Genomic DNA, 19,437 nt, shown 5'->3' with positions numbered 1-19,437 from the left:
GGATCAGTCCGGGCGGGCGCGGAAGGCGGCCCACGCCTCTGGCGTATCCAGATCGAACAGGGCGCGGTCGTCGGCGAAGGGCACCAGATGCGTGCGGTGTCGCAAGGGCCGCACAAGGGCCGCACCGCCATCGTCGCCGGACAGCGCGGCAAAGCCCGGCCGCAGGCTGGCGTCGAAGAGGAGGGGATGGCCGGGCCGTCCGTCCGGCGTCGCACCGCGCCAGATCAGCGCGTCAGGGTGTGCCGCCCGTGCGGCCACGACCGCCGCCAAATCAGGCCCGGTCAAGAGCGGCAGATCGGCCAGCAGCACCATGAACGCGGCGCAGTCGGGCAGGCGGGCCACGCCGCCACGCAGGGTGCCGGATTGCCCCTCGGCGGCCTCCGGCACGTGCAGGGCCGTCACGTCCAGACCGGCCAGCAGCGCGCGCCGTTCCGCCGCGCGGTGGTGCAATGCCACGTAAATGGGGCCGACCGTCGCGGCCTGTTGCACGATGCGGCGCAGCAGCGGCACGCCGCCCACGTCCTGCGCCAGCTTGTCCACACCCCGCATCCGGGTGGACAGCCCGGCGGCGAGGATCAGGATGGGCGTCATGTCAGGGAATGATGCGGGTGTATTTCGTCCCTTCGAGCGTGGCCCCGATGCGCAGACCGCTTTGCGCAAAGACCACGGCGATCACGGGGGCCAGCGAGGTGATGGTTTCCGCACGCAGGATCTCGCCCTGATCGGCGGCGACGTATTGCAGGTTCGCGCCCGCCGCCCAGCCCATCGACGACCGGAAATCCGCCAGCGCGCTTTCGGTCATGAAGAACAGGACGTGGCTGTATTGCTGTGCGCCGATCTGCAACCCGGCAGAGCCGGAGGTGGCGGAGTAGTAATCCACCGTCGTCCCGCCGACCTGCAACGCACCGCGACCGAACGACCCGCCAAGGCCAAGCCCGGCTTCTGTCACAAGCGGCATGACCAGCACACCCGCCGCCTTGTCGCGCAGGTCCGTGGTGCCGGGATATGTGTCGTACATGAAGTCGAGCGTCGATGCGACGCGGGCGTCGATGGTCGATGCGCCGTTGCCGTTGATGCCGTTGCCGCAGGCCGCCAGCGGCAAGGCCGCTGCCGCCATGACGAAATGCCGTCGTGTGATCCGTATCATCCGTGCTGCCCCATACTGCCATCGGGGCGTTTGCCGCCCCTGTTATGGGGTGCAGGATAAGCGAATCAGGCGAATGTGTCACACGCTAATTCCAGATGCGGCAACAATCCGTCAAAGCCGGTGCAACAGTTTCGCCGCCTCGGGGGCGAAATAGGTCAGGATCCCATCGCATCCGGCACGCTTGAAGGCCAGAAGGCTCTCCATCATCACCTTGGGTCCGTCCAGCCAGCCGTTCTGGATCGCGGCCTGCAACATCGCGTATTCACCGCTGACCTGATAGGCATAGGTCGGTACGCCGTAGGTGTCCTTGACCAGCCGGCAGATGTCCAGATAGGGCATCCCCGGCTTTACCATGACCATGTCCGCGCCTTCCATCAGGTCGCGTTCGACCAGTCGCAGCGCCTCTTGCGCGTTACCGGGGTCCATCTGGTAGGTGTTCTTGTCGCCCGTCAGCGCCGCCGATGCCCCCACCGCATCGCGGAACGGGCCGTAGAAGGCGCTCGCGTATTTCGCGGTATAGCTCAGGATCGCCACGTCGATGTGGCCCGCGGCTTCCAGTGCCGACCGGATCGCGGCGATGCGACCGTCCATCATGTCCGACGGGCCGAGGATGTCGGCCCCAGCCTCCGCCTGTGCGAGCGACATCTTCACCAGCGCCTCGACCGTGCGGTCGTTCACGATGCGGCCATCTTCGACAAAGCCGTCGTGGCCGTTGATGTTGTAGGGGTCGAGCGCGATGTCGGTCATGATCGCGATGTCGGGAACCGCGTCCTTGATCGCGCGGATCGCCTGATTGCTGATGTTGTCCGGCGACCAGGCGAGGGCGCAATCCTCTGTCCGTTCAGCCATGCCCGTATAGGGAAAGATGCACATGGCGGGGATGCCCAGCTTGTGCGCCTCTTGTGCCGCCTGCACGGCGCGGTCGACTGTCTTGCGCGTGACGCCGGGCATCGAGGGGATGGCGTGTTCGTCGTCGCGGCCCGCCATGACGAAGATCGGCCAGATCAGGTCATCCACGCTCAACCGGTGCTGGCGCGACAGACGGCGCACGGCGGGCATCGCCCGCAGACGGCGCAGGCGCGTGGCGGGGAACGGGGCGACGGTCGGTTTCATGGGGCAGGGCCTTTCTTGTCACACACCATGAACTTGCACGAAACATGCGGTGTCACAAGTATGGGCAAGGGCGGATCGCCGGACTAGGGTCCGCGCAACGCCACGGGCTGGGAAAGAACGCGATTTGGATTGGAGCAACGTCCTCTTTCAGGTGATCGACCTGCGGTCGTTCTCGTCCGTCTGGTACTGGATCATGCTGGCGGTGACATGGTCGTCGGTCAGCTACTATGTCCTTGGCGTGCCGTTCGACATGATCACGCGTGCCCGCCGCAGCGGTGGACAGACCGAGGATGACATGGTCGATCTGGTGCGGATCAACGTGAACCGCCTGCTGGGCATCGCGGGATCGGCGGGTCTCGCACTGACCGCTTTCCTGTGTTTCCTGCTGACGACGCTGGCGCTGCTGGGGTTCGTCTATGACGTCGAGATGGCGCAGGCGATCTTTCTGCTGACCCTGCCGCTGAGCATCGCGTTTGCCGTCACGCTGGCCAGCGCCCGGCGCATCCGCGCGGCGGACCCGGAGCCTGCGCAGCTTTACGCGATGTTGCTGCGGCACAGGCTATGGATGCAGGTGATCGGGATGACTGCGATCTTCGTGACCGCGATGTATGGCATGATCCACGTGCTCGCCACGGTGCGCGGGCTGTAGCGTCGCGCGCCTTGACACGGCACCGGATGCGGATAGGTCAGCATCCATGTCAGATCCCACCCACATCACCCTGTCAGGCGCCCCGGAGGGCTATGACGCCAAGCTGATCCTGTCGGAGCTCGACCGGTCGGGCGCGCCCGTGCTGCACGTCGCGCGCGACGACAAGCGGTTGGCGGCGATGCAGGCGGCATTGGCGTTCTTCGCCCCCGCGATGCCGGTGTTCGTGTTTCCCGCGTGGGATTGCCTGCCGTATGACCGGGTATCGCCGAATGCGGACGTGTCCGCCGCGCGGATGGCGACGCTGGCGGCCCTCGTGCACGGGATGCCGTCGCAGTTCATCCTGCTGACCACGCTGAATGCCGCGACGCAGCGGGTGCCCGCCCGCGCCACCCTGCGCGAGGCGGCATTCACCGCCCGTGTGGGCGACCGCATCAATGAGGCGGGGTTGCGCGGCTTTCTGACGCGGATGGGGTTCAGCCAAACCGCCAACGTGAGCGAGGCGGGCGATTACGCCGTGCGCGGCGGCATCATCGACATCTATCCGCCGGGCCAAAGCGGTCCGGTGCGCCTCGATCTGTTCGGCGACACGCTGGACGCGGCGCGGCGGTTCGATCCCGGCACCCAGCGCACGACCGAAAAGCTGACCGAGGTCGAACTGGCGCCGGTGTCGGAAGTCATCCTCGACGAGGCGGCGATCACGCGGTTCCGCCAGAGCTATCGCATCGAGTTCGGGGCCGCAGGGACCGACGATCCGCTGTACGAAGCGGTCAGCGCCGGGCGCAAGCATGCCGGCATCGAGCATTGGCTGGGCTTCTTTCAGGACGATCTGGAAACGCTCTTCGACTATCTGCCGCAGGGTAGCGTCACGCTGGACGATCAGGTCAGCCCGCAGCGGCTGGCCCGGTGGGACAGCATCGCCGACCAATATGCGACCCGCAAACACGCCCTGACGCAGAAGGGGCGGATGGATTCCGTCTACAAGCCCGCGCCGCCGGATCAGCTCTATCTGGACGATACCGCATGGGATGCGGCGCTGGCCGGGCGGCGCGTGATCCGCTTGAACCCGCTGCCGCAGGCTGTGGGCATGGGTGTGCTGGACGCGGGCGCGCGACCGGGGCGCAACTTCGCCCCCGAGCGTCAGCAGGAAAACCTGAGCCTGTTCACCGCCTTGGCGGAGCATGTTCGCAAAAAGGTTCAGGCAGGTCCGGTCGTGATCGCGTCCTATTCCGAAGGTGCGCGGGAACGCCTGACAGGCCTGATCGAGGACGAGGGCATCGGCGAGGTGATCCCCGTCAGCGACTGGTCCCGCGTCGGCAAGTCCGGCGTTCATCTGGCCGTCTGGGCGCTGGAGGCGGGGTTCGAGGCGCCCGGCGTCACGGTGATTTCCGAACAGGACGTGCTGGGCGACCGGCTGATCCGGCAGGCCAAGCGCAAGCGCCGCGCCGACAACTTCCTGACCGAGGCGAACGCCCTGTCGGTGGGCGATCTGGTGGTGCACGTCGATCACGGGGTTGGGCGGTTCCTTGGGCTGGAGGTCGTCACCGCGCTGGGGGCCGCGCACGAATGTCTTGCGCTGGAATACGCCGAGAACAGCAAGCTTTACCTGCCGGTCGAGAATATCGAGCTGCTGAGCAAGTATGGCCACGACGAAGGCCTGCTGGACAAGCTGGGCGGCGGCGCGTGGCAGGCCAAGAAGGCGCGCCTGAAGGAGCGCATCCGCCAGATCGCCGAACGCCTGATCCGGGTTGCGGCAGAGCGCGCCTTGCGCAAGGCGCCGGTGCTGGAACCGATGGAGGGCATCTGGGACCAGTTTCTGGCGCGGTTCCCCTATGCGGAAACCGACGACCAGTTGAGCGCCATCGACGACGTGCTGAATGATCTGGAAAGCGGGCAGCCGATGGATCGCCTGATCTGCGGCGACGTGGGCTTCGGCAAGACCGAGGTGGCGATCCGCGCGGCATTTGTTGCCGCACTGGCCGGTGTGCAGGTGGCGATCATAGCCCCAACAACATTGCTGGCCCGCCAGCATTATCAAAGCTTTGCAGAGCGTTTCCGCGGATTTCCCGTGAACGTGCGGCCCCTTTCGCGGTTCGTGTCGGCCAAGGATGCGGCCACGACTCGTGCGGGCCTTACGGACGGCAGCGTGGATATCGTCGTCGGCACCCATGCACTGCTGGCGAAATCCGTGCGGTTCCGCAACCTCGGCCTGCTTGTCATCGACGAGGAACAGAAGTTCGGCGTCCAGCACAAGGAACGGCTGAAGTCCCTGCGCACCGACGTCCACGTGCTGACCCTGACCGCGACGCCGATCCCGCGCACCCTGCAGCTGTCGCTGTCTGGCGTGCGCGACCTGAGCATCATCGGTACGCCGCCGATCGACCGGTTGGCGATCCGTACCTATGTGTCCGAGTTCGACACGATCACCATCCGCGAGGCGCTGCTGCGCGAACATTACCGGGGCGGGCAGTCGTTCTTTGTCGTGCCACGCATTTCCGACATGGACGAGATGGTGGCGTGGATGGAGCGCGAGGTGCCGGAAGTCACCTTCGTCACCGCAACCGGCCAGATGGCGGCGGGCGAGCTCGACGACCGGATGAACGCCTTCTACGACGGCAAGTATGACGTGCTGGTGGCGACGACCATCGTGGAAAGCGGCCTCGACATTCCGCAGGCCAATACGATGATCGTGTGGCGCGCGGACATGTTCGGGCTGTCGCAGCTTTATCAGATCCGTGGCCGCGTGGGCCGGTCCAAGACGCGGGCCTATGCCTATCTGACCACGGTCCCGCGCCAGAAGCTGACGCCTGCCGCGCAGAAGCGTCTGCGCGTGCTGGCCAGCCTCGACAGCCTTGGCGCGGGGTTCACGCTGGCATCGCAGGATCTCGACATTCGCGGTGCTGGCAACCTGCTGGGCGAGGAGCAGTCCGGGCAGATGCGCGAAGTGGGGTACGAGCTTTATCAGCAGATGCTGGAGGATCAGATCACTGCGATCCGGTCCGGCGTGGCGGAAGGGTTGCAGGACGATGGCGAATGGTCACCGCAGATCAACCTCGGCGTGCCGGTACTGATCCCGGAGGCCTATGTGCCCGACCTCGACGTGCGTCTGGGCCTTTATCGCCGTCTGTCGGACCTGAGCACCAAGGTGGAGCTGGAAGGCTTTGCCGCCGAACTGATCGACCGCTTCGGCCCGTTGCCGCGCGAGGTGAACACGTTGCTGCTGGTCGTGCGCATCAAGGCGATGTGCAAGAAAGCCGGAATCGGTCAGCTGGATGCGGGGCCCAAGGGCGCCACCGTGCGGTTCCACAACGACAAGTTCAGCAATGCGGCAGGACTGGTGGAGTTCATCGGCGACTACAAGGGTCAGGCAAAGGTGCGCGACAACAAGATCGTCGTCATGCAGGACTGGACGCGCGAGCGCGACAAGATCCAGGGCGCGTTCGATATCGCCCGCGATCTGGCGGCAAAGCGGGCGGCAGGACAGAAGGGCTAGGACAACCGGCACGCGAATGGTTAACAATGCGTTAACCTTTCGGGAGAGCCAGTCATGGTGCGTCTTATCGGCCTGTTGTCGGTCTGTTGCATCCTGTTGCCACTGTCAGTGGCGTCGCAGACGCAGGTGCTTCAGCCCCCCATGGCGACGTTGGCGGATCTGGATCGCATGATCGCGGTGCAATCCTTCGATTGCAGCAACCAGACCTGCGACATGCTGTCGGGCTGCGAAGAGGCGTGTCACAAGCTGCTGGTCTGCGGCCAATCCATCCGGGACCGCGACAACGACGGCATCCCGTGCGAATCCGTATGCAGCCGCCGGTGTTAGGCGTCAGTCGTCTGCGGCGATCTGCGACTGGATCTCGGCGATGATCTGCACCCATGTCGCTGCGGGCTGTGCACCTGGCACCGCGTGCTGGCTTGCCACGATGAAGGTGGGAACAGCGGTGACACCCATCTTGCGGCTGTGCGCGTCACGGTCGCGGATGGCGGTCACGTCCGCATCGCTGGCCAGCAGGCGGCGGACCAGCGCCGCATCCAGACCTGCGGTATCCGCCAGATCGGACAGCACCTCGGGGTCGGAAATGTCGCGGCCGTCGACGAAGTAGGCGGCGAACAGCAGATCCACCATCGGCGTCTGGTTCCCCTCGATCCCGGCCCAGTGGATCAGGCGGTGCGCGTTCAGCGTGTTGGGTGTGCGCGTGATCTTGTCTAGGTTCAACGTCAGACCCGCCGCCTCTGCGGCGGTGGCGACCGGGGCATAGGCCCTGACCGCCTCTGCACGGCCACCGAACTTGGCCTCCAGATAGCTGCGGCGGTCCGCACCGGCGTGCGGCATGTCCGGGTTTAGCTGGAACGGATGCCATTCCAGCGTAAAGGGATGGTCCGGCACCTGCGCCAGTGCGGCAAAGAGATTGGCCTTGCCGATGTAGCACCACGGACAGATCGGGTCGGAGAGGATGTCGAGCTTGACCATGGGGGGCCTCTTTTCGTTGCAGCGCAGCATGCGGCGTGGCGGGTGTAATTCGGGGTGCAGACGCAGCACCGGGTCGCTGGCGCGCTCTTATCATGGCTGGTGTGCTGGGGAAGGTCGCAAACGCGAGACGCTGGCAGAGGGTGTCGCGTGGGTGGCCCGACGGATGCGTTGATCCGTCGGGCGGCGGTCATGTCGTCAGGACGCGCGGCCGACGGGTTCGGCAGCCACGTTGTCGTCGCCGAACTTGGCGTCGTCGTCGCTGACATCCTCGCCTGCGGGGACGTCGGCTGCGGAGGCCATGATGTTGGCGTTGTCGTTCTGGGCGGCCATGCTGACGTCGATGGGCTCACCGCCCATCAGCCAGTCGGCCAGCGCCATCTGGGCCGCGACGCGGTCCTCGCCCTTGGACTTGGACAGATAGGCGATGAAGGCATCCTGATCGCCGTCGATGCTTTGAACCTCGTCCTCGTCGAGGTCGGGCCATTCGGTCAGGATCCGGGGAATGTAGGCGGCCCAGTTCTGGGAAACGTCTCTCCATTGCATGTGAAAGCTCCTTTGTATGTTCACGGGACGAACGGTCCCGTCTGGCATTGGTTCCATGTCGCGCGCCCGGACGACCGGGCCGGCCCCGTTGACGGGAGCAGGCCGTTGCAAGGGTCGGACGACGGTGTCAGCGCCGATTGAGGCCGCATGGACAATACCGTGCGGCACGCGGGTCCGCAGATCGCACCAGAAGGGCGCGCACTGCAACACCGGAGGGTCAGCCATAGGCCGCGCAGGCGGTCGTTGCAACCGCCGATGCCATGCCACGGCAAAAGGGGCCCCGGAGGGCCCCTGTCGGTCGCGTTCGGGGCTGGCGGTCAGATCGCCAGATCGGCAGCCCCCAGTGCCACCTGACCCGCGCCGATGGCCGTATTGCCGACCACGCGGGCGGGTGTGCAGGCGGCAAGGGTGAACAGCGCCAGCAGGAGGGCTGCGACCCTCACTCCTCCCACCACCAGACGTCGGGCTGCCAGCCGTTGAAGTCGCCGTAGACCGGGATCACGTCGGGAAAGCGCAGCTGGCGTGCATGGGCCAGACGGCTGTCGTTCCACTGGTAGATCGGGATGTAGTAGCGACCCGCGGTCAGCACCCGATCAAGCGCCTGCACGGCGGCGACGAAGTCTGTCTCGTCCTCGGATGTGAGCAGCGTGTCGATCAGGCTGTCCACGGCGGGGGATTTGACCCCCATCAGGTTGCGCGTGCCGGGCTGATCCGCAGCCTCTGACCCGAAGTAGAGGTACTGTTCGTTGCCGGGCGACAGCGACACCGCCAGCCTGCCGAAGGTCATGTCGAACTCCAGCGCGGAGGTGCGTTCGGTGTATTGCGCGTCATCGACGACGGTCACGGTCGGTGTCACGCCGATCCGCGTCAGGCTTTCGACATACATGTCGATGATGGCCTGATTTTCCGACGCGCCCTGCTGCAGCAGAATGTCGAAGGTAAAGGGCGCGCCCGCCTCGTTGCGCATGACGCCGTCCTGCACTGTCCAGCCTGCCGCCTCCATCTGTGCCAGCGCCGCGCGGGTGCCGGGGCGGTTGCGTTCCGTGCCGTCCGACACGGGCAGGGCGTAGCCGTCCATCGTGCCGGGGATCAGGTCGGCGGCGAAGGGGTCCAGCAGTTCGGCCACGCGCCCCGTGGCGGGGCCCGCATCCATCGCCAGCGGCGAGTTCGACCAGTAGGACGTGATGCGCGGCTGCTGGCTGCCGGTCATGGCGTCGTTGATGAATTCGAAGTTGAAGGCCGCGATCATCGCGTCCCGCACGCGCCAGTCGGCGAACTGCGGCTGGCGGCTGTTCATCACGAAGCCGGTCATGCCGGAGGGGCGACCGTGCGGGATCACCGACTTCACCACGTCGCCGGACTGCACCATCGGGAAATCGTATTGCTGGTCCCAGCGGGCCACGTTGAACTCGCGGTTGGAGTTGACCTCGCCGGTCTTGAACGCCTCGAAGGCGGCGGTCTCATCCGCAAAGAACTCCAGTCGGATTTCGTCGATGTTGTGCAGGCCCTTTTCGAACGGGACCACATCGCGGCCCCAGTAGTCGGCGTTGCGCGTCAGGGTGACGGACCGGCCCGCATCCACTTCGGAGATCACGTAAGGCCCGGAGGTGATCGGCATCACGTCCAGACCGCCGTTGGCGAAATCGACGTTTTCCCACTGCGCTTTTTTCAGGATCGGGCGCAGGCCCGCCAGCAATGCAAGCTCGCGGTCGGCGGTGTTGAAGGTCAGCCGCACGGTGCCGGGGGCCGTCTCCTCGATCGTTTCGACCTTGGCCCAGAAGCCGAGGTAGCGCGGGTTGCCGATGGTGCCGAGCGTCTCGAAGGACCAGATCACATCCTCGACCGTCACGGGGCTGCCGTCGCTGAAGGTGGCGGCGGGATTCAGCACGAACTCCACCCATTCGCGGTTGGGGCCCGTCTCGATCGACTGGGCGAGCAGGCCATAGAGCGTGAAGGGCTCGTCGAGGCTGCGGCCCATCAGCGACTCGCCGATCAGAAAGCGCAGCTGCCACGGCGGATTGCCCTTGAGCACATAGGGGTTGATGCTGTCGAAGGTCCCGACCTCTGCCGTGACGATGCGGCCACCGGTGGGGGCGTCCGGATTGACGTAAGGAAGGTGTGTGAAGTCGGCGGGCATCGCCGGTTCGCCGTACATCGCGATGCCGTGCTGGGGTTCGGCCCATGCGGGGGCCGCACCGATCAACAGGGCGGCGATGGCGCCGTGGGTCAGGCGCGTGACGTGTCGAAATCTCATGGCGGCGGATGTCCCCGGTGTGCGTGATCGTTCACGGATACGCTAAAGAGGGTTTCGAGGGTTATCAAACTTTTAGCTTGGACAGTTCAGCGAATATGCTTATACATAACTCACTGCTCGATAGGTTTCTTGCCTGTATGAAACCTGCCTCAATAACTACACCCCGGCCTTGTGCCGGGGTTTTTTTTGGCCAATCCGCAGATTTCAACGGGTTACAGTGGTGCGAATCGGGGGGCAAGGGCTGAAATGGCTGTTCCGCACGCCTTTTTCCCCGGGCGACTCACCCTGAATCCACTTCGTCTGCCAAGCTGTTGGCGTGAATCACTTTTAGGGAATCAGGGGATTCGATCGGCTGAAAGATGCCGACGACGCCATTCCACCATGACCCTGCAGCACCATCGGTCGCTGCGGGTTGTCCAACCGGGCGTCGCGCCCCATATGCTGCACCTGCAGCATGATCGCTGTCCCGCATAACAGGAGCGTCGCCTATGATCCGGATCAATCTTGGCCTGCAGGGCGGCGGCGCGCATGGGGCATTCACGTGGGGCGTCCTCGACCGGTTGCTGGACGAAGAGGACATCGAGATCGCGGCGATCAGCGGCACCAGCGCGGGGGCGATGAACGCCGCCGCCTACAAGGCGGGTCTGGTCGCCGGTGGCCGCGCCGGCGCGCGCGAGACGCTGGACTGGTTCTGGGAACAGGTCGGCGCGGTCAACGCGCCCTGGGTGCAGGACTGGCTGGCGGCGCTCGCCCCGTCCATCGCCGGCATGGCCGCGATACTGGAAGTGTCGCCCGGCTACCGTGCATTCGACGCCATGTCGCGCATGACCTCGCCCTATGTGTTCGGTGCGCTGATGCGCAATCCGCTGGACAAGATCCTGGCCAACATGCGGTTCGAGGACATCTGCAGCGACGCGGGCCCCGCGCTGTTCGTCGGCGCCACCAACGTGCGCACCGGCAAGATCCGCGTCTTTTCCGGGGCGGAGATCACGACGGACGCGCTGATGGCGTCGAGCTGTCTGCCGACACTGTTCCGCGCGGTCGAGATCCACGATCCCACCACGGGTCGGGTGGAGGCGTTCTGGGACGGCGGCTATACCGGCAACCCCGCGCTGTTCCCGCTTTATGCCAAGGACTTGCCGGACGACATCGTGATCGTCGGCATCAATCCCATCGTGCGCGACGCGGTGCCCGACACGCCAGAGGCCATCGCCAACCGCATCAACGAGATCGGCTTCAACACGTCCTTGCTGCGCGAATTGCGGTCGATCGATTTCGTCCGCCGCCTGCTGGCGGAAAACCGGATCCCGGCAGGCACGATGAAGCGGGTGCTGGTGCATTTCGTCGAAGATGACGCCCTGATGAACGATCTGAACGTGGCGACCAAGACGATCCCCGTGCCGATCATCCTCGCGCGGCTGAAGGCTGCGGGACGCGAGGCGGCTGACGCCTTCCTGCGCGCGCACAAGCACGACATCGGCAAGCGCGACACGGTGGACGTGAACGCGCTGTTCAGCTGACCAGTCGGTTCACGAACCGACCAATTTCACCACCAGCGCCCACATCACCAGCGCGATGACGACGTCGAGGATGCGCCACGCGCGGGGTGACTGCATCACCGGGGCCAGCAGGCGCGCGCCGTAGCCGAGCGCGAAGAAGAAGGTGAACGACGACGTGACGGCGCCGGTCGCGAACGCCGTCTTGAGGCTCGCGTCCCCATAGTTTGTCGAGATCGCCCCGATCAGCCCCAGCGTGTCCAGATAGACATGCGGGTTCAGCCAGGTGAAGGCGGCTGCGGTGGCGATGGTCGGTCCCAGCGCGCGGGTCTGCCCGGCAAGCTGCAACGCGTAGTCGCCGCGCCAGGCGGCGATCATCCGCAGCACGCCATAGACGATCAGGAACGCCGCCCCCGCCAGCGCCATGACGCGGGGCAGGGCCGGGAACAGCGCCACCAGCGTGCCGAACCCCAGCACGCCCGCCACGATCAGCACGGCATCGGACGCCGCACAGAACAGGCACAGCCAAAATACATGCGCCCTTGCCAGCCCCTGCCGCAGCACGAAGGCGTTCTGCGCCCCGATGGCAAGGATCAGCGAGAACCCGGTGGCGAACCCGGTCGCGGCGGCGGCGATCATTCGGGGGCCGCTGGCCCCGTCGGGTCCTTGGGATTGGGATAGACGAGGCCCGCCGAGATCACGAGCTTCGCCGCATCCTCCACGCTCATGTCGAGGATGATGAGGTCGGCGCGCGGCAGGAACATCAGGAACCCTGCGGTGGGATTGGGCGTGTTGGGCATGAACACGGTGGCAAGGTCGGCATCCTGTGGCAGCCGTTCGGCGATCTCGCCCCGTGCGGAGGTCGAGATGAAGGCGATGCGCCATATGCCTTTACGTGGAAACTCGACCAGACAGGCCTGTTCGAACGTGGTGTCGCGCTGGCTGAACACCGTCTCGGCGATCTGCTTGACCCCGCCATAGACGCTGCGCACCACGGGCGTACGATTGACCAGCCGCTCGCCGCTGCGGATCACGGCGCGGCCGATGAACCCCTTGCCCAGCCAACCGACGAGGACGGTGAACAGCAAAAAGATCACGACGCCGACGCCCTGCACGTCGATGGGGATCATCTCGGCGGTGCCGTCGCCGAACCAGCGGTCGGTCAGGGCCGCGGGGCGGTAACGGCCGGGGACGAAGGGCCATACCCAGCTGTCGACCCAGCCCACGACCGTATAGATCAGCCAGAACGTCAGGCCGATGGGTGCAATGATGATGAGGCCCGCAAGGAAGTTGCTGCGCGCGCGCGCCATCAGGCCGGGGCGGCGGTGGCGGCCTTGATTGTCCGGTTCGGGTGGCAGGGTCATCACTTCGTCCGTCGCTTGGCCCGCCCTGTCTAGGCGCTGGGGCGGGCCTTCACAAGCGACGCGGCCTGTCAGTCCGCCGTCTGGATCATCTCGCGGGCGATGGCGGCGGCCAGACGGGCGTTGTTGCGCACCAGTGCGATGTTGGCGGTCAGGGACCGCCCCTCGGTCAACTCATAGATGCGGTCGAGCAGGAAGGGCGTCACCGCCTTGGCAGCGATCCCCTGCGCCTCGGCGTCCGCCAGCGCCTGTGCGATCACGGGGGCAAGGTCTTCGGCGGGGATTTCATCGGCTTCGGGGATCGGGTTGCAGACCAGTTGCCCGCCGGGCAGGCCCATGACGTGGCGCACGATCTGCGCCGTGGCGATGTCGCGGGCGGTGTCCATGCGCAGCGGTGCGGCCATGTCGGACGTGCGCGACCAGAAGGCGGGCAGGCTGTCCTGACCGACGGCAATGACGGGAACGCCAAGGGTTTCAAGCACTTCGTAAGTCTTGTGCAGATCGAGGATGGCCTTGGCGCCCGCCGCGACGACGGTCACGGGGGTCTGGGCCAGTTCGTGCAGGTCGGCGCTGATGTCAAAGCTGAGTTCTGCCCCACGGTGCACGCCGCCGATGCCCCCCGTGGCAAAGACGCGGATGCCGGCCAGATGCGCCGCGATCATCGTGGCCGCGACGGTGGTGGCCCCGGTGCCGCCGATGGCGATGCAGGCGGCGATGTCGGCGCGGCTGAGCTTGGCCACATGGGTCGCCTGACCGAGGGCGGACAACTCGTCTTCTTCCAGACCGATGTGCAGGGTGCCGTCGATCACGGCGATGGTGGCTGGCGTGGCGCCCGCATCGCGGACGTCCTGTTCGACCAGCCGCGCCGTGTCTACGTTCTGCGGATAGGGCATCCCGTGGGTGATGATCGTGCTTTCCAGCGCCACGATGGCGGTGCCTGCATCGAGGGCGGTCTGCACTTCGGCACTGTAGCTCATGGGAATCATAGCGGCGTCTCTCCTGAAACATAACGTGCGGCGGCGTCGAGGGCGCGGGCGAGGGCGGTGGCACGGTCCAGCCCCTGCCGTTCCGACGCGATATGCGCCGCCATGAAGGTGTCGCCCGCGCCTGTGACCCGCGTGACCAGCACGGCTGGCGGGTGGGCGGTGATGACATCGCCCGCAGTGCCCTCGGACGCGGCACGCCCGCCGTCGGTGACGAGGACGCGGTGCGCGCCGCGCGCCAGCAGGGCGGCGGCGGCGGTGGCGCTGTCGGCAAAGGCGGTCTGGCAGAGCAGACCCGCCTCCTCCAGATTGACGTAGAGGGTCGCACTGGGATGCCCCAGAAGCGCCAGCAGCCGTTCCGCCTTGCCGGGTGACGCAGGCGCCACGCGCAGGTCGGCCTGCGCGAACAGCGGCGAGGTGGCGATGATGCGCAGCAGGTCCTCTGTCAGGTTGCCGTCCAGCGCCACGGACCCGCGCCACGGCGCGTCCGCCGACCCCAGACGTCCATCGGCCATGGGGCGCAGGATCTTGTCGCCAGCCGCCTCCAGCGAATGGGCGTCGGCAATGGCGGCAATCAGGCCGTTCGCGGCCTCGATCGCCATGTAGACGTCGGTGGGCAGATCGTCTGAGCGGTATATATGCTCGCACCCCAGCCCCATCGCCTGCGCCTCGGCCAGCAACGCGTCGCCTTCTGCGTCGCGGCCGATGACGGTCAACAGGTCCGGGTGCAGACCGAAGCGTTTGAGCGTCATGGCGATGTTCATGGCCACCCCACCCGGCAGACGGGTGATGCGGCCTGGCACGTCGGCGCCAGCGCGCATATGGCTGGCGGTGCGGCCGATCACGTCCCACAGGACGGAGCCGATGCACAGGATGTCGGTCTGCGTGTTCATGGCACCGCTTCTGACGCGCCGCACCCGGCTGCGCAAGGGCATCCCGCGCGCCTCTTGCAATGGGGCGATCCTGCGTGTAACGGGCTGCCACGACAATCCCGCAGGCGGGGGCGGGTGAGGCGGACAGACATCCCCGCAGCATCCACCGGTTGGACCAGCATGGTCTGATACCCCCGCCGAGGCTAAACCGGAAAAGGATAAGACCATGGCTCTTCCCGAGTTCTCCATGCGTCAGCTGCTGGAAGCTGGCGTTCACTTCGGCCACCAGACCGCCCGCTGGAACCCCAAGATGGGTGAATACATCTACGGCGCGCGCAACGGCATCCACATCATGGACCTGACGCAGACCGTTCCGATGCTGGATCAGGCGCTGCAGATCATCCGCGACACCGTCGCCAAGGGCGGCCGCATCCTGTTCGTCGGCACCAAGCGTCAGGCGCAGGCCCCGATCAAGGACGCTGCCGAGAAATCCGCGCAGTTCTACATGAACCACCGCTGGCTGGGCGGTACGCTGACCAACTGGCAGACCGTGTCCCAGTCGATCAACCGTCTGAAGCAGATCGACGAAGCCGCCGAGAACGGCTTTGCCGGCCTGACCAAGAAAGAGCGTCTTGGCATGGAGCGCGAGCAGGGCAAGCTGACCGCATCGCTCGGCGGTATCCGCGAGATGGGTGGCGTGCCCGACCTGATCTTCGTCATCGACGTGAACAAGGAAGACCTCGCCATCCTCGAGGCGCAGAAGCTGGGCATCCCGGTCGTGGCCGTGGTCGACACCAACTGCAGCCCCAAGGGCGTTGACTACGTCATCCCCGGCAACGACGACGCGGCACGCGCCATCGCGCTCTATTGCGATCTGGCCGCCCGTGCGGCGCTGGACGGCATGAGTGCGCAGCTGGGCGCCGCAGGCGTCGACATGGGCGCCATGGAAGAGCTGATGGCCGAAGAGGCCGCCGATCTGGAAGCCCAGCAGAAAGCCGCTGCCGACGCATAAGCGTCACGCGAGGCCTGCATGAAAGAACAGGGCAGGGGCCGTAGGGCCGCTGCCCGTTTTCGATGAATTCCCCCTCAAGGAGACGAGACATGGCAATCACCGCCCAGATGGTCAAGGAACTGCGCGACAGCACCGGCGCAGGCATGATGGACGCGAAGAAGGCACTGACCGAAACCGATGGCAACATGGAAGCCGCCGTCGACTGGCTGCGCACCAAAGGTCTGGCAAAGGCCGCCAAGAAGTCCGGCCGCACCGCCGCCGAAGGTCTGGTCGCCGTGGCGACCGAAGGCAGCAAGGGCATCGCCGTCGAAGTGAACTCGGAAACCGACTTCGTCGGCAAGAACGCCGATTTCCAAAAGATGGTCGGCAAGATCGCCACCGCCGCGATCGCCGTCGAGACGGTCGAAGATCTGAAGGCCACGTCCGTCGACGGCAAGACCATCGAGCAGACCGTGACCGACGCCATCGCCATCATCGGCGAGAACATGTCCGTGCGCCGCATGGCCAGCCTGCACGGCAGCAACGTCGTGTCCTACGTCCACAACTCGGTCGCACCGGGCATGGGCAGCATCGGCGTTCTTGTGGCCTTCGACGGCAGCGACGAGACGTTCGCCCGTCAGGTCGCCATGCACATCGCCGCCGCCAGCCCCGCAGCCCTGGGCGAAGCGGATCTGGACCCGGCGCTGGTCGAAAAGGAAAAGCAGGTCCAGATGGACATCGCCCGCGAAAGCGGCAAGCCCGAGGCCGTGATCGAGAAGATGATCGTGGGCCGCATGGCCAAGTACATGGCCGAATCGACCCTGCTGGGTCAGGCGTTCGTCGTGAACCCCGACCTGACCGTGGCGCAGGCCGCCGAAGCCGCTGGTGTCGTTATCACCGGTTTCACCCGTCTGGAAGTCGGCGAAGGCATCACCGTCGAGAAGGAAGACTTCGCCGCGGAAGTGGCCAAGCTGCACGGCTGAGCCGCGTCACTCTCTGCTCAATACGACGCGCCGGAGCGATCCGGCGCGTTTTTTCATGGGCGCGTGCGGTCATGTGGCGATGGGGCAGGGCCCGCGTCAGCCCAGATAGATCTGACCTGACGGATAGCTCACCTTGGGCCTGCTGCGCGTGGCAAGGAAGAACCCGATGGTCAGTGGCCCGATCCGGCCGAAGAACATCACGACCATGATGACGTACATGCCGAAGTCGTTGAGCTCTGCCGTGGCCCCGCGCGACAGGCCGACGGTGGCAAATGCGGACGTCACCTCGAACATCAGGTCGAGGAAATCGCCGTCGTGGTTCAGCGCGACAAGGAACAATCCCACGGTCATCAGAAACATGCTGATCGTCACGAGGGCCATGACCTTCAGCACCTCCTCGACCTTCAGGCTGCGGCCGAAGACCGACAGCGACCGGCTGCGACGGAAATAGGCCACGGTCGCCAACAGCAGGACGATCATGGTCGTCACCTTGATGCCGCCCGCCGTCGACGTGCTGCCGCCACCGATCACCATCAGCACCATGGTCAGCAGCGTGGTGCTGTCGTGCATGGCGCTGGTGTCGATCGTGTTGAACCCGGCGGTGCGCGGCGTCGTCGCCTGAAACCATGTGGCCCACAGCCGCGACGCGGTGTCCGGCAGACCGCCCAGCGTGCCCGGGTTGGTCCATTCCAGCGCGCCGAAGGCCACTGATCCGAACACGATCAGACCTGCGGTGCCGACCAGCATCAGCTTTGTATGCAGCGTCAGCGACGCGAACCTGCGCTTCTGCGCGATGTCGCCGACGACGACGAACCCGAGGCCACCGGTGATGAACAGCGCCGTCACCATGACGTTCATCAGCGGATCGCCGACATAGGCGGTCAGACTGGCGGGCAGGGTGGACAGCCCCGCATTGTTGAACGCAGACACGGAATGGAACAGCGCGGTCCAAACCCCGGGCCAGAACCCCATGTCCGGCACGAACACGACCGACAGCACGAGCACGCCCACCGCCTCGCAACACAGGGCGATGACCACGATGATCCGCACCAGCACGGTCAGGTTGTTCATCGCCGTCTGGTTCAGGCTTTCGCGCAGGATCAGGCGGGACGGCATGCCCACGTTGATCCCCAGCGCCGACAGCACGAGGACCGCGAAGGTCATCAGGCCCAGACCGCCCAACTGCATCAGAACCATCAGCACGGCTTCGCCGAAGGTGGTGAACACAGCGCCCACATCCAGCATCGACAGTCCCGTCACAGTTACGGCGGAGGTCGACAGGAACAGTGCGTGGATCGGTCTGATCGGTTCCGTCACCGAGATCGGCAGCCACAGCAGCACGGCGCCCACGACGATCGCCACCAGATACATCATCGCCAGCGCCGCAGGCGGCGACATGTTGAAATGCCGCAGCCCCAGCCGCCCGCGTGTGCGTTGCATCGCCATGACCTAGAGGCTGTCGCCGAAATCGCACAGGTCCTTGCGCTGACCCAGCAGCAGCAGCAGATCGTCACCCTGCAACGTGCAATCGCTGCCGTCTTGCCCCACGAATTCTGTGCCGCGCATCACGCCGACACACCGCAGGTCATAATCGCGCATGTGCCGCAGATCCGTCAATTTGCGACCCTGAAGGCTTTGCGGCACGCGGAAGTTCACCACGTGGAACCCGTTGCCGAGGCTGACGTAATCGCGCACCAGCGGGTTGTTCAGCACCTGTGCGACGTGCTGGCCGACCTCGAGTTCCGGGTGAATCACCCGGTCCACGCCCAGTTTCGACAGGATGCGGTGATGCGTCTTGGTCCGCGCCTTGGCCCAGACCACGGGCACGCCGATCAGCTTGAGGTTCATCACCGCAAGGATCGACGCCTCCAGATCGTCGCCCATGGCCACGAGACCGACGTCGCAGTCGGTGATCCCGGCCTCGCGCAGGGCGGCATCGTCGCGGGCATCCACGATCATCGCCTGACTGATCCGGTCGGCGATGGCGGCGACCGCCGTTTCATTAGTGTCGACGCCGATCACGTGATTGCCGAAGCGGGCGAGTTCGGTGGCGACCGTGCTGCCGAAGATGCCCAGCCCGATGACACCGAACGTGCGTTTGCGTTTGACCATGATTCCACTGCCGTGATGAGATTGCGCACAGTATCGCGCAGATCGCAGGCGGCGAACAGCGGCATGGCCCAGCACGTCGGCGGATGCCCGCATGTAAGAAATAGTTACATAATACTGATTATGCGATATTGGATTGTAAGCGCAAAGTTAGAATGTCCCATATCTGCAAAGTAGAAGTGTCACACTTCCCTGTCGATCAAGCAGGATTGGAGTGTGGCCGTGGGATTAATCATCATGAGCGAACGCGAACTGAACCGCATTGAAGTCCTGAGCCAGGTGACGCGCGGCACCATGACGGCCGTGACCGCTGCCAATGTGCTGGGACTGGGCCGACGACAGGTCCACAGGCTGTTGAAGAATTTTCAGAGCGAAGGTCCAGGTGCGATCCGGCACAAGGCGCGCGGTCGCAGATCCAACAACCGGATCGATCCTGCGATACGCGACTTTGCTGTCCTGTTGGTGCGTGAG

General features: G+C 65.5%; 20 protein-coding genes. 7 read left to right on the top strand and 13 right to left on the bottom strand.

The features are described from left to right. Positions 1-3 precede the first annotated feature (3 nt). The 3 genes from BMX16_RS00095 to hemB form a co-directional block, all read right to left on the bottom strand. Positions 4-591: a nucleotidyltransferase family protein gene (locus BMX16_RS00095; protein ID WP_089897444.1), complete on the bottom strand. Its 588-nt coding sequence runs from the start codon at positions 589-591 to the stop codon at positions 4-6. A 1-nt stretch (position 592) separates the two neighbouring features. Then, the gene (locus BMX16_RS00090; protein ID WP_089897442.1) at positions 593-1,147 is read right to left on the bottom strand and encodes a lipid-binding SYLF domain-containing protein; all 555 of its coding nucleotides are present in this window, start codon (positions 1,145-1,147) and stop codon (positions 593-595) included. 111 nt (positions 1,148-1,258) lie between these two features. Continuing rightward, complete coding sequence (gene hemB / locus BMX16_RS00085) at positions 1,259-2,260, bottom strand: porphobilinogen synthase (RefSeq protein ID WP_089897441.1); 1,002 nt, start codon at positions 2,258-2,260, stop codon at positions 1,259-1,261. A gap of 124 nt (positions 2,261-2,384) precedes the next feature. Between hemB and BMX16_RS00080 the strand changes: the two genes are divergently transcribed. The 3 genes from BMX16_RS00080 to BMX16_RS00070 are packed head-to-tail and all read left to right on the top strand — an operon-like array spanning position 2,385 to position 6,726. Then, the gene (locus tag BMX16_RS00080; protein WP_089897439.1) at positions 2,385-2,909 is read left to right on the top strand and encodes a component of SufBCD complex; all 525 of its coding nucleotides are present in this window, start codon (positions 2,385-2,387) and stop codon (positions 2,907-2,909) included. Positions 2,910-2,955: 46 nt separating this feature from the next. Next, entirely contained in the window at positions 2,956-6,399 is a 3,444-nt protein-coding gene (mfd, locus tag BMX16_RS00075) for a transcription-repair coupling factor (protein ID WP_089897437.1), read from the top strand. Between the two features lie 54 nt (positions 6,400-6,453). Continuing rightward, complete coding sequence (locus BMX16_RS00070) at positions 6,454-6,726, top strand: hypothetical protein (RefSeq protein ID WP_218139804.1); 273 nt, start codon at positions 6,454-6,456, stop codon at positions 6,724-6,726. Between the two features lie 3 nt (positions 6,727-6,729). Here the strand turns inward: BMX16_RS00070 and BMX16_RS00065 are convergent, their stop codons facing one another. The 4 genes from BMX16_RS00065 to BMX16_RS00055 form a co-directional block, all read right to left on the bottom strand. Beyond that, positions 6,730-7,374 (bottom strand): DsbA family oxidoreductase, encoded by a 645-nt coding sequence (locus BMX16_RS00065; RefSeq protein WP_089897435.1) that lies wholly within the window; start codon positions 7,372-7,374, stop codon positions 6,730-6,732. Positions 7,375-7,569: 195 nt separating this feature from the next. Then, positions 7,570-7,917, bottom strand: coding sequence for a hypothetical protein (locus BMX16_RS00060; RefSeq protein WP_089897433.1), 348 nt, complete (start codon positions 7,915-7,917; stop codon positions 7,570-7,572). 317 nt (positions 7,918-8,234) lie between these two features. Further along, complete coding sequence (locus tag BMX16_RS18145; RefSeq protein WP_281242534.1) at positions 8,235-8,360, bottom strand: hypothetical protein; 126 nt, start codon at positions 8,358-8,360, stop codon at positions 8,235-8,237. After that, complete coding sequence (locus BMX16_RS00055; protein WP_245731185.1) at positions 8,357-10,171, bottom strand: extracellular solute-binding protein; 1,815 nt, start codon at positions 10,169-10,171, stop codon at positions 8,357-8,359. Before BMX16_RS00055 ends, BMX16_RS18145 begins: the two co-directional genes overlap by 4 nt. Before the next feature lie 488 nt (positions 10,172-10,659). Between BMX16_RS00055 and BMX16_RS00050 the strand changes: the two genes are divergently transcribed. Then, a complete protein-coding gene (locus BMX16_RS00050; protein WP_089897431.1) occupies positions 10,660-11,691 on the top strand; it encodes a patatin-like phospholipase family protein in 1,032 nt (343 codons plus the stop codon). A gap of 9 nt (positions 11,692-11,700) precedes the next feature. On the opposite strand, the gene BMX16_RS00045 is transcribed toward BMX16_RS00050, so the two are convergent. The 4 genes from BMX16_RS00045 to BMX16_RS00030 all read right to left on the bottom strand — a co-directional run bounded on the left by BMX16_RS00045 (position 11,701) and on the right by BMX16_RS00030 (position 14,904). Next, positions 11,701-12,306: a LysE/ArgO family amino acid transporter gene (locus BMX16_RS00045; protein WP_089897430.1), complete on the bottom strand. Its 606-nt coding sequence runs from the start codon at positions 12,304-12,306 to the stop codon at positions 11,701-11,703. Further along, positions 12,303-13,031 carry a DUF502 domain-containing protein gene (locus BMX16_RS00040; protein ID WP_089897428.1) on the bottom strand — a complete coding sequence of 243 codons (729 nt, stop codon included), beginning with the start codon at positions 13,029-13,031 and terminating at the stop codon, positions 12,303-12,305. The genes BMX16_RS00045 and BMX16_RS00040 overlap by 4 nt, the downstream gene beginning before the upstream one ends. Before the next feature lie 68 nt (positions 13,032-13,099). Continuing rightward, positions 13,100-14,014 carry a pseudouridine-5'-phosphate glycosidase gene (locus BMX16_RS00035; protein ID WP_089897425.1) on the bottom strand — a complete coding sequence of 305 codons (915 nt, stop codon included), beginning with the start codon at positions 14,012-14,014 and terminating at the stop codon, positions 13,100-13,102. Beyond that, positions 14,011-14,904 carry a PfkB family carbohydrate kinase gene (locus BMX16_RS00030; protein ID WP_089898259.1) on the bottom strand — a complete coding sequence of 298 codons (894 nt, stop codon included), beginning with the start codon at positions 14,902-14,904 and terminating at the stop codon, positions 14,011-14,013. The genes BMX16_RS00035 and BMX16_RS00030 overlap by 4 nt, the downstream gene beginning before the upstream one ends. Positions 14,905-15,109: 205 nt before the next feature. On the opposite strand from BMX16_RS00030, the gene rpsB reads away from it, so the two are divergent. Both rpsB and tsf read left to right on the top strand, forming a co-directional pair. Continuing rightward, positions 15,110-15,895, top strand: a complete 786-nt coding sequence (gene rpsB, locus BMX16_RS00025) for a 30S ribosomal protein S2 (RefSeq protein WP_089897424.1) — start codon at positions 15,110-15,112, stop codon at positions 15,893-15,895. A gap of 89 nt (positions 15,896-15,984) precedes the next feature. After that, a complete protein-coding gene (gene tsf / locus BMX16_RS00020; protein ID WP_089897422.1) occupies positions 15,985-16,857 on the top strand; it encodes a translation elongation factor Ts in 873 nt (290 codons plus the stop codon). Positions 16,858-16,953: 96 nt separating this feature from the next. Here tsf and BMX16_RS00015 read toward each other — a convergent pair whose 3' ends face one another. Then, positions 16,954-18,297 carry a TrkH family potassium uptake protein gene (locus BMX16_RS00015; RefSeq protein WP_245731184.1) on the bottom strand — a complete coding sequence of 448 codons (1,344 nt, stop codon included), beginning with the start codon at positions 18,295-18,297 and terminating at the stop codon, positions 16,954-16,956. Between the two features lie 9 nt (positions 18,298-18,306). Further along, the gene (locus tag BMX16_RS00010) at positions 18,307-18,969 is read right to left on the bottom strand and encodes a potassium channel family protein (protein ID WP_089897420.1); all 663 of its coding nucleotides are present in this window, start codon (positions 18,967-18,969) and stop codon (positions 18,307-18,309) included. A gap of 234 nt (positions 18,970-19,203) precedes the next feature. Here BMX16_RS00010 and BMX16_RS00005 point away from each other — a divergent pair. Continuing rightward, positions 19,204-19,437, top strand: a 234-nt coding sequence (locus tag BMX16_RS00005; protein WP_143057969.1) for a helix-turn-helix domain-containing protein, incomplete at its 3' end; no start/stop codon positions are given.

The sequence above is a fragment of the Loktanella fryxellensis genome (genome assembly GCF_900110065.1).
Taxonomy (GTDB): Bacteria; Pseudomonadota; Alphaproteobacteria; order Rhodobacterales; family Rhodobacteraceae; genus Loktanella; species Loktanella fryxellensis.
The sequence above is the reverse complement of the archived record's forward strand: the minus strand, read 5'-3'. Positions and strand labels throughout refer to the sequence as shown.

Bases quoted from the DNA above. Each gene is read 5' to 3' on its own strand.
- BMX16_RS00095 (WP_089897444.1), bottom strand. From the start codon at position 591: ATGACGCCCATCCTGATCCTCGCCGCCGGGCTGTCCACCCGGATGCGG.
- BMX16_RS00090 (WP_089897442.1), bottom strand. From the start codon at position 1,147: ATGATACGGATCACACGACGGCATTTCGTCATGGCGGCAGCGGCCTTG.
- hemB (WP_089897441.1), bottom strand. From the start codon at position 2,260: ATGAAACCGACCGTCGCCCCGTTCCCCGCCACGCGCCTGCGCCGTCTG.
- mfd (WP_089897437.1), top strand. From the start codon at position 2,956: ATGTCAGATCCCACCCACATCACCCTGTCAGGCGCCCCGGAGGGCTAT.
- BMX16_RS00070 (WP_218139804.1), top strand. From the start codon at position 6,454: ATGGTGCGTCTTATCGGCCTGTTGTCGGTCTGTTGCATCCTGTTGCCA.
- BMX16_RS00065 (WP_089897435.1), bottom strand. From the start codon at position 7,374: ATGGTCAAGCTCGACATCCTCTCCGACCCGATCTGTCCGTGGTGCTAC.
- BMX16_RS00060 (WP_089897433.1), bottom strand. From the start codon at position 7,917: ATGCAATGGAGAGACGTTTCCCAGAACTGGGCCGCCTACATTCCCCGG.
- BMX16_RS00055 (WP_245731185.1), bottom strand. From the start codon at position 10,171: ATGAGATTTCGACACGTCACGCGCCTGACCCACGGCGCCATCGCCGCC.
- BMX16_RS00050 (WP_089897431.1), top strand. From the start codon at position 10,660: ATGATCCGGATCAATCTTGGCCTGCAGGGCGGCGGCGCGCATGGGGCA.
- BMX16_RS00045 (WP_089897430.1), bottom strand. From the start codon at position 12,306: ATGATCGCCGCCGCCGCGACCGGGTTCGCCACCGGGTTCTCGCTGATC.
- BMX16_RS00040 (WP_089897428.1), bottom strand. From the start codon at position 13,031: ATGACCCTGCCACCCGAACCGGACAATCAAGGCCGCCACCGCCGCCCC.
- BMX16_RS00035 (WP_089897425.1), bottom strand. From the start codon at position 14,014: ATGATTCCCATGAGCTACAGTGCCGAAGTGCAGACCGCCCTCGATGCA.
- BMX16_RS00030 (WP_089898259.1), bottom strand. From the start codon at position 14,904: ATGAACACGCAGACCGACATCCTGTGCATCGGCTCCGTCCTGTGGGAC.
- rpsB (WP_089897424.1), top strand. From the start codon at position 15,110: ATGGCTCTTCCCGAGTTCTCCATGCGTCAGCTGCTGGAAGCTGGCGTT.
- tsf (WP_089897422.1), top strand. From the start codon at position 15,985: ATGGCAATCACCGCCCAGATGGTCAAGGAACTGCGCGACAGCACCGGC.
- BMX16_RS00015 (WP_245731184.1), bottom strand. From the start codon at position 18,297: ATGCAACGCACACGCGGGCGGCTGGGGCTGCGGCATTTCAACATGTCG.
- BMX16_RS00010 (WP_089897420.1), bottom strand. From the start codon at position 18,969: ATGGTCAAACGCAAACGCACGTTCGGTGTCATCGGGCTGGGCATCTTC.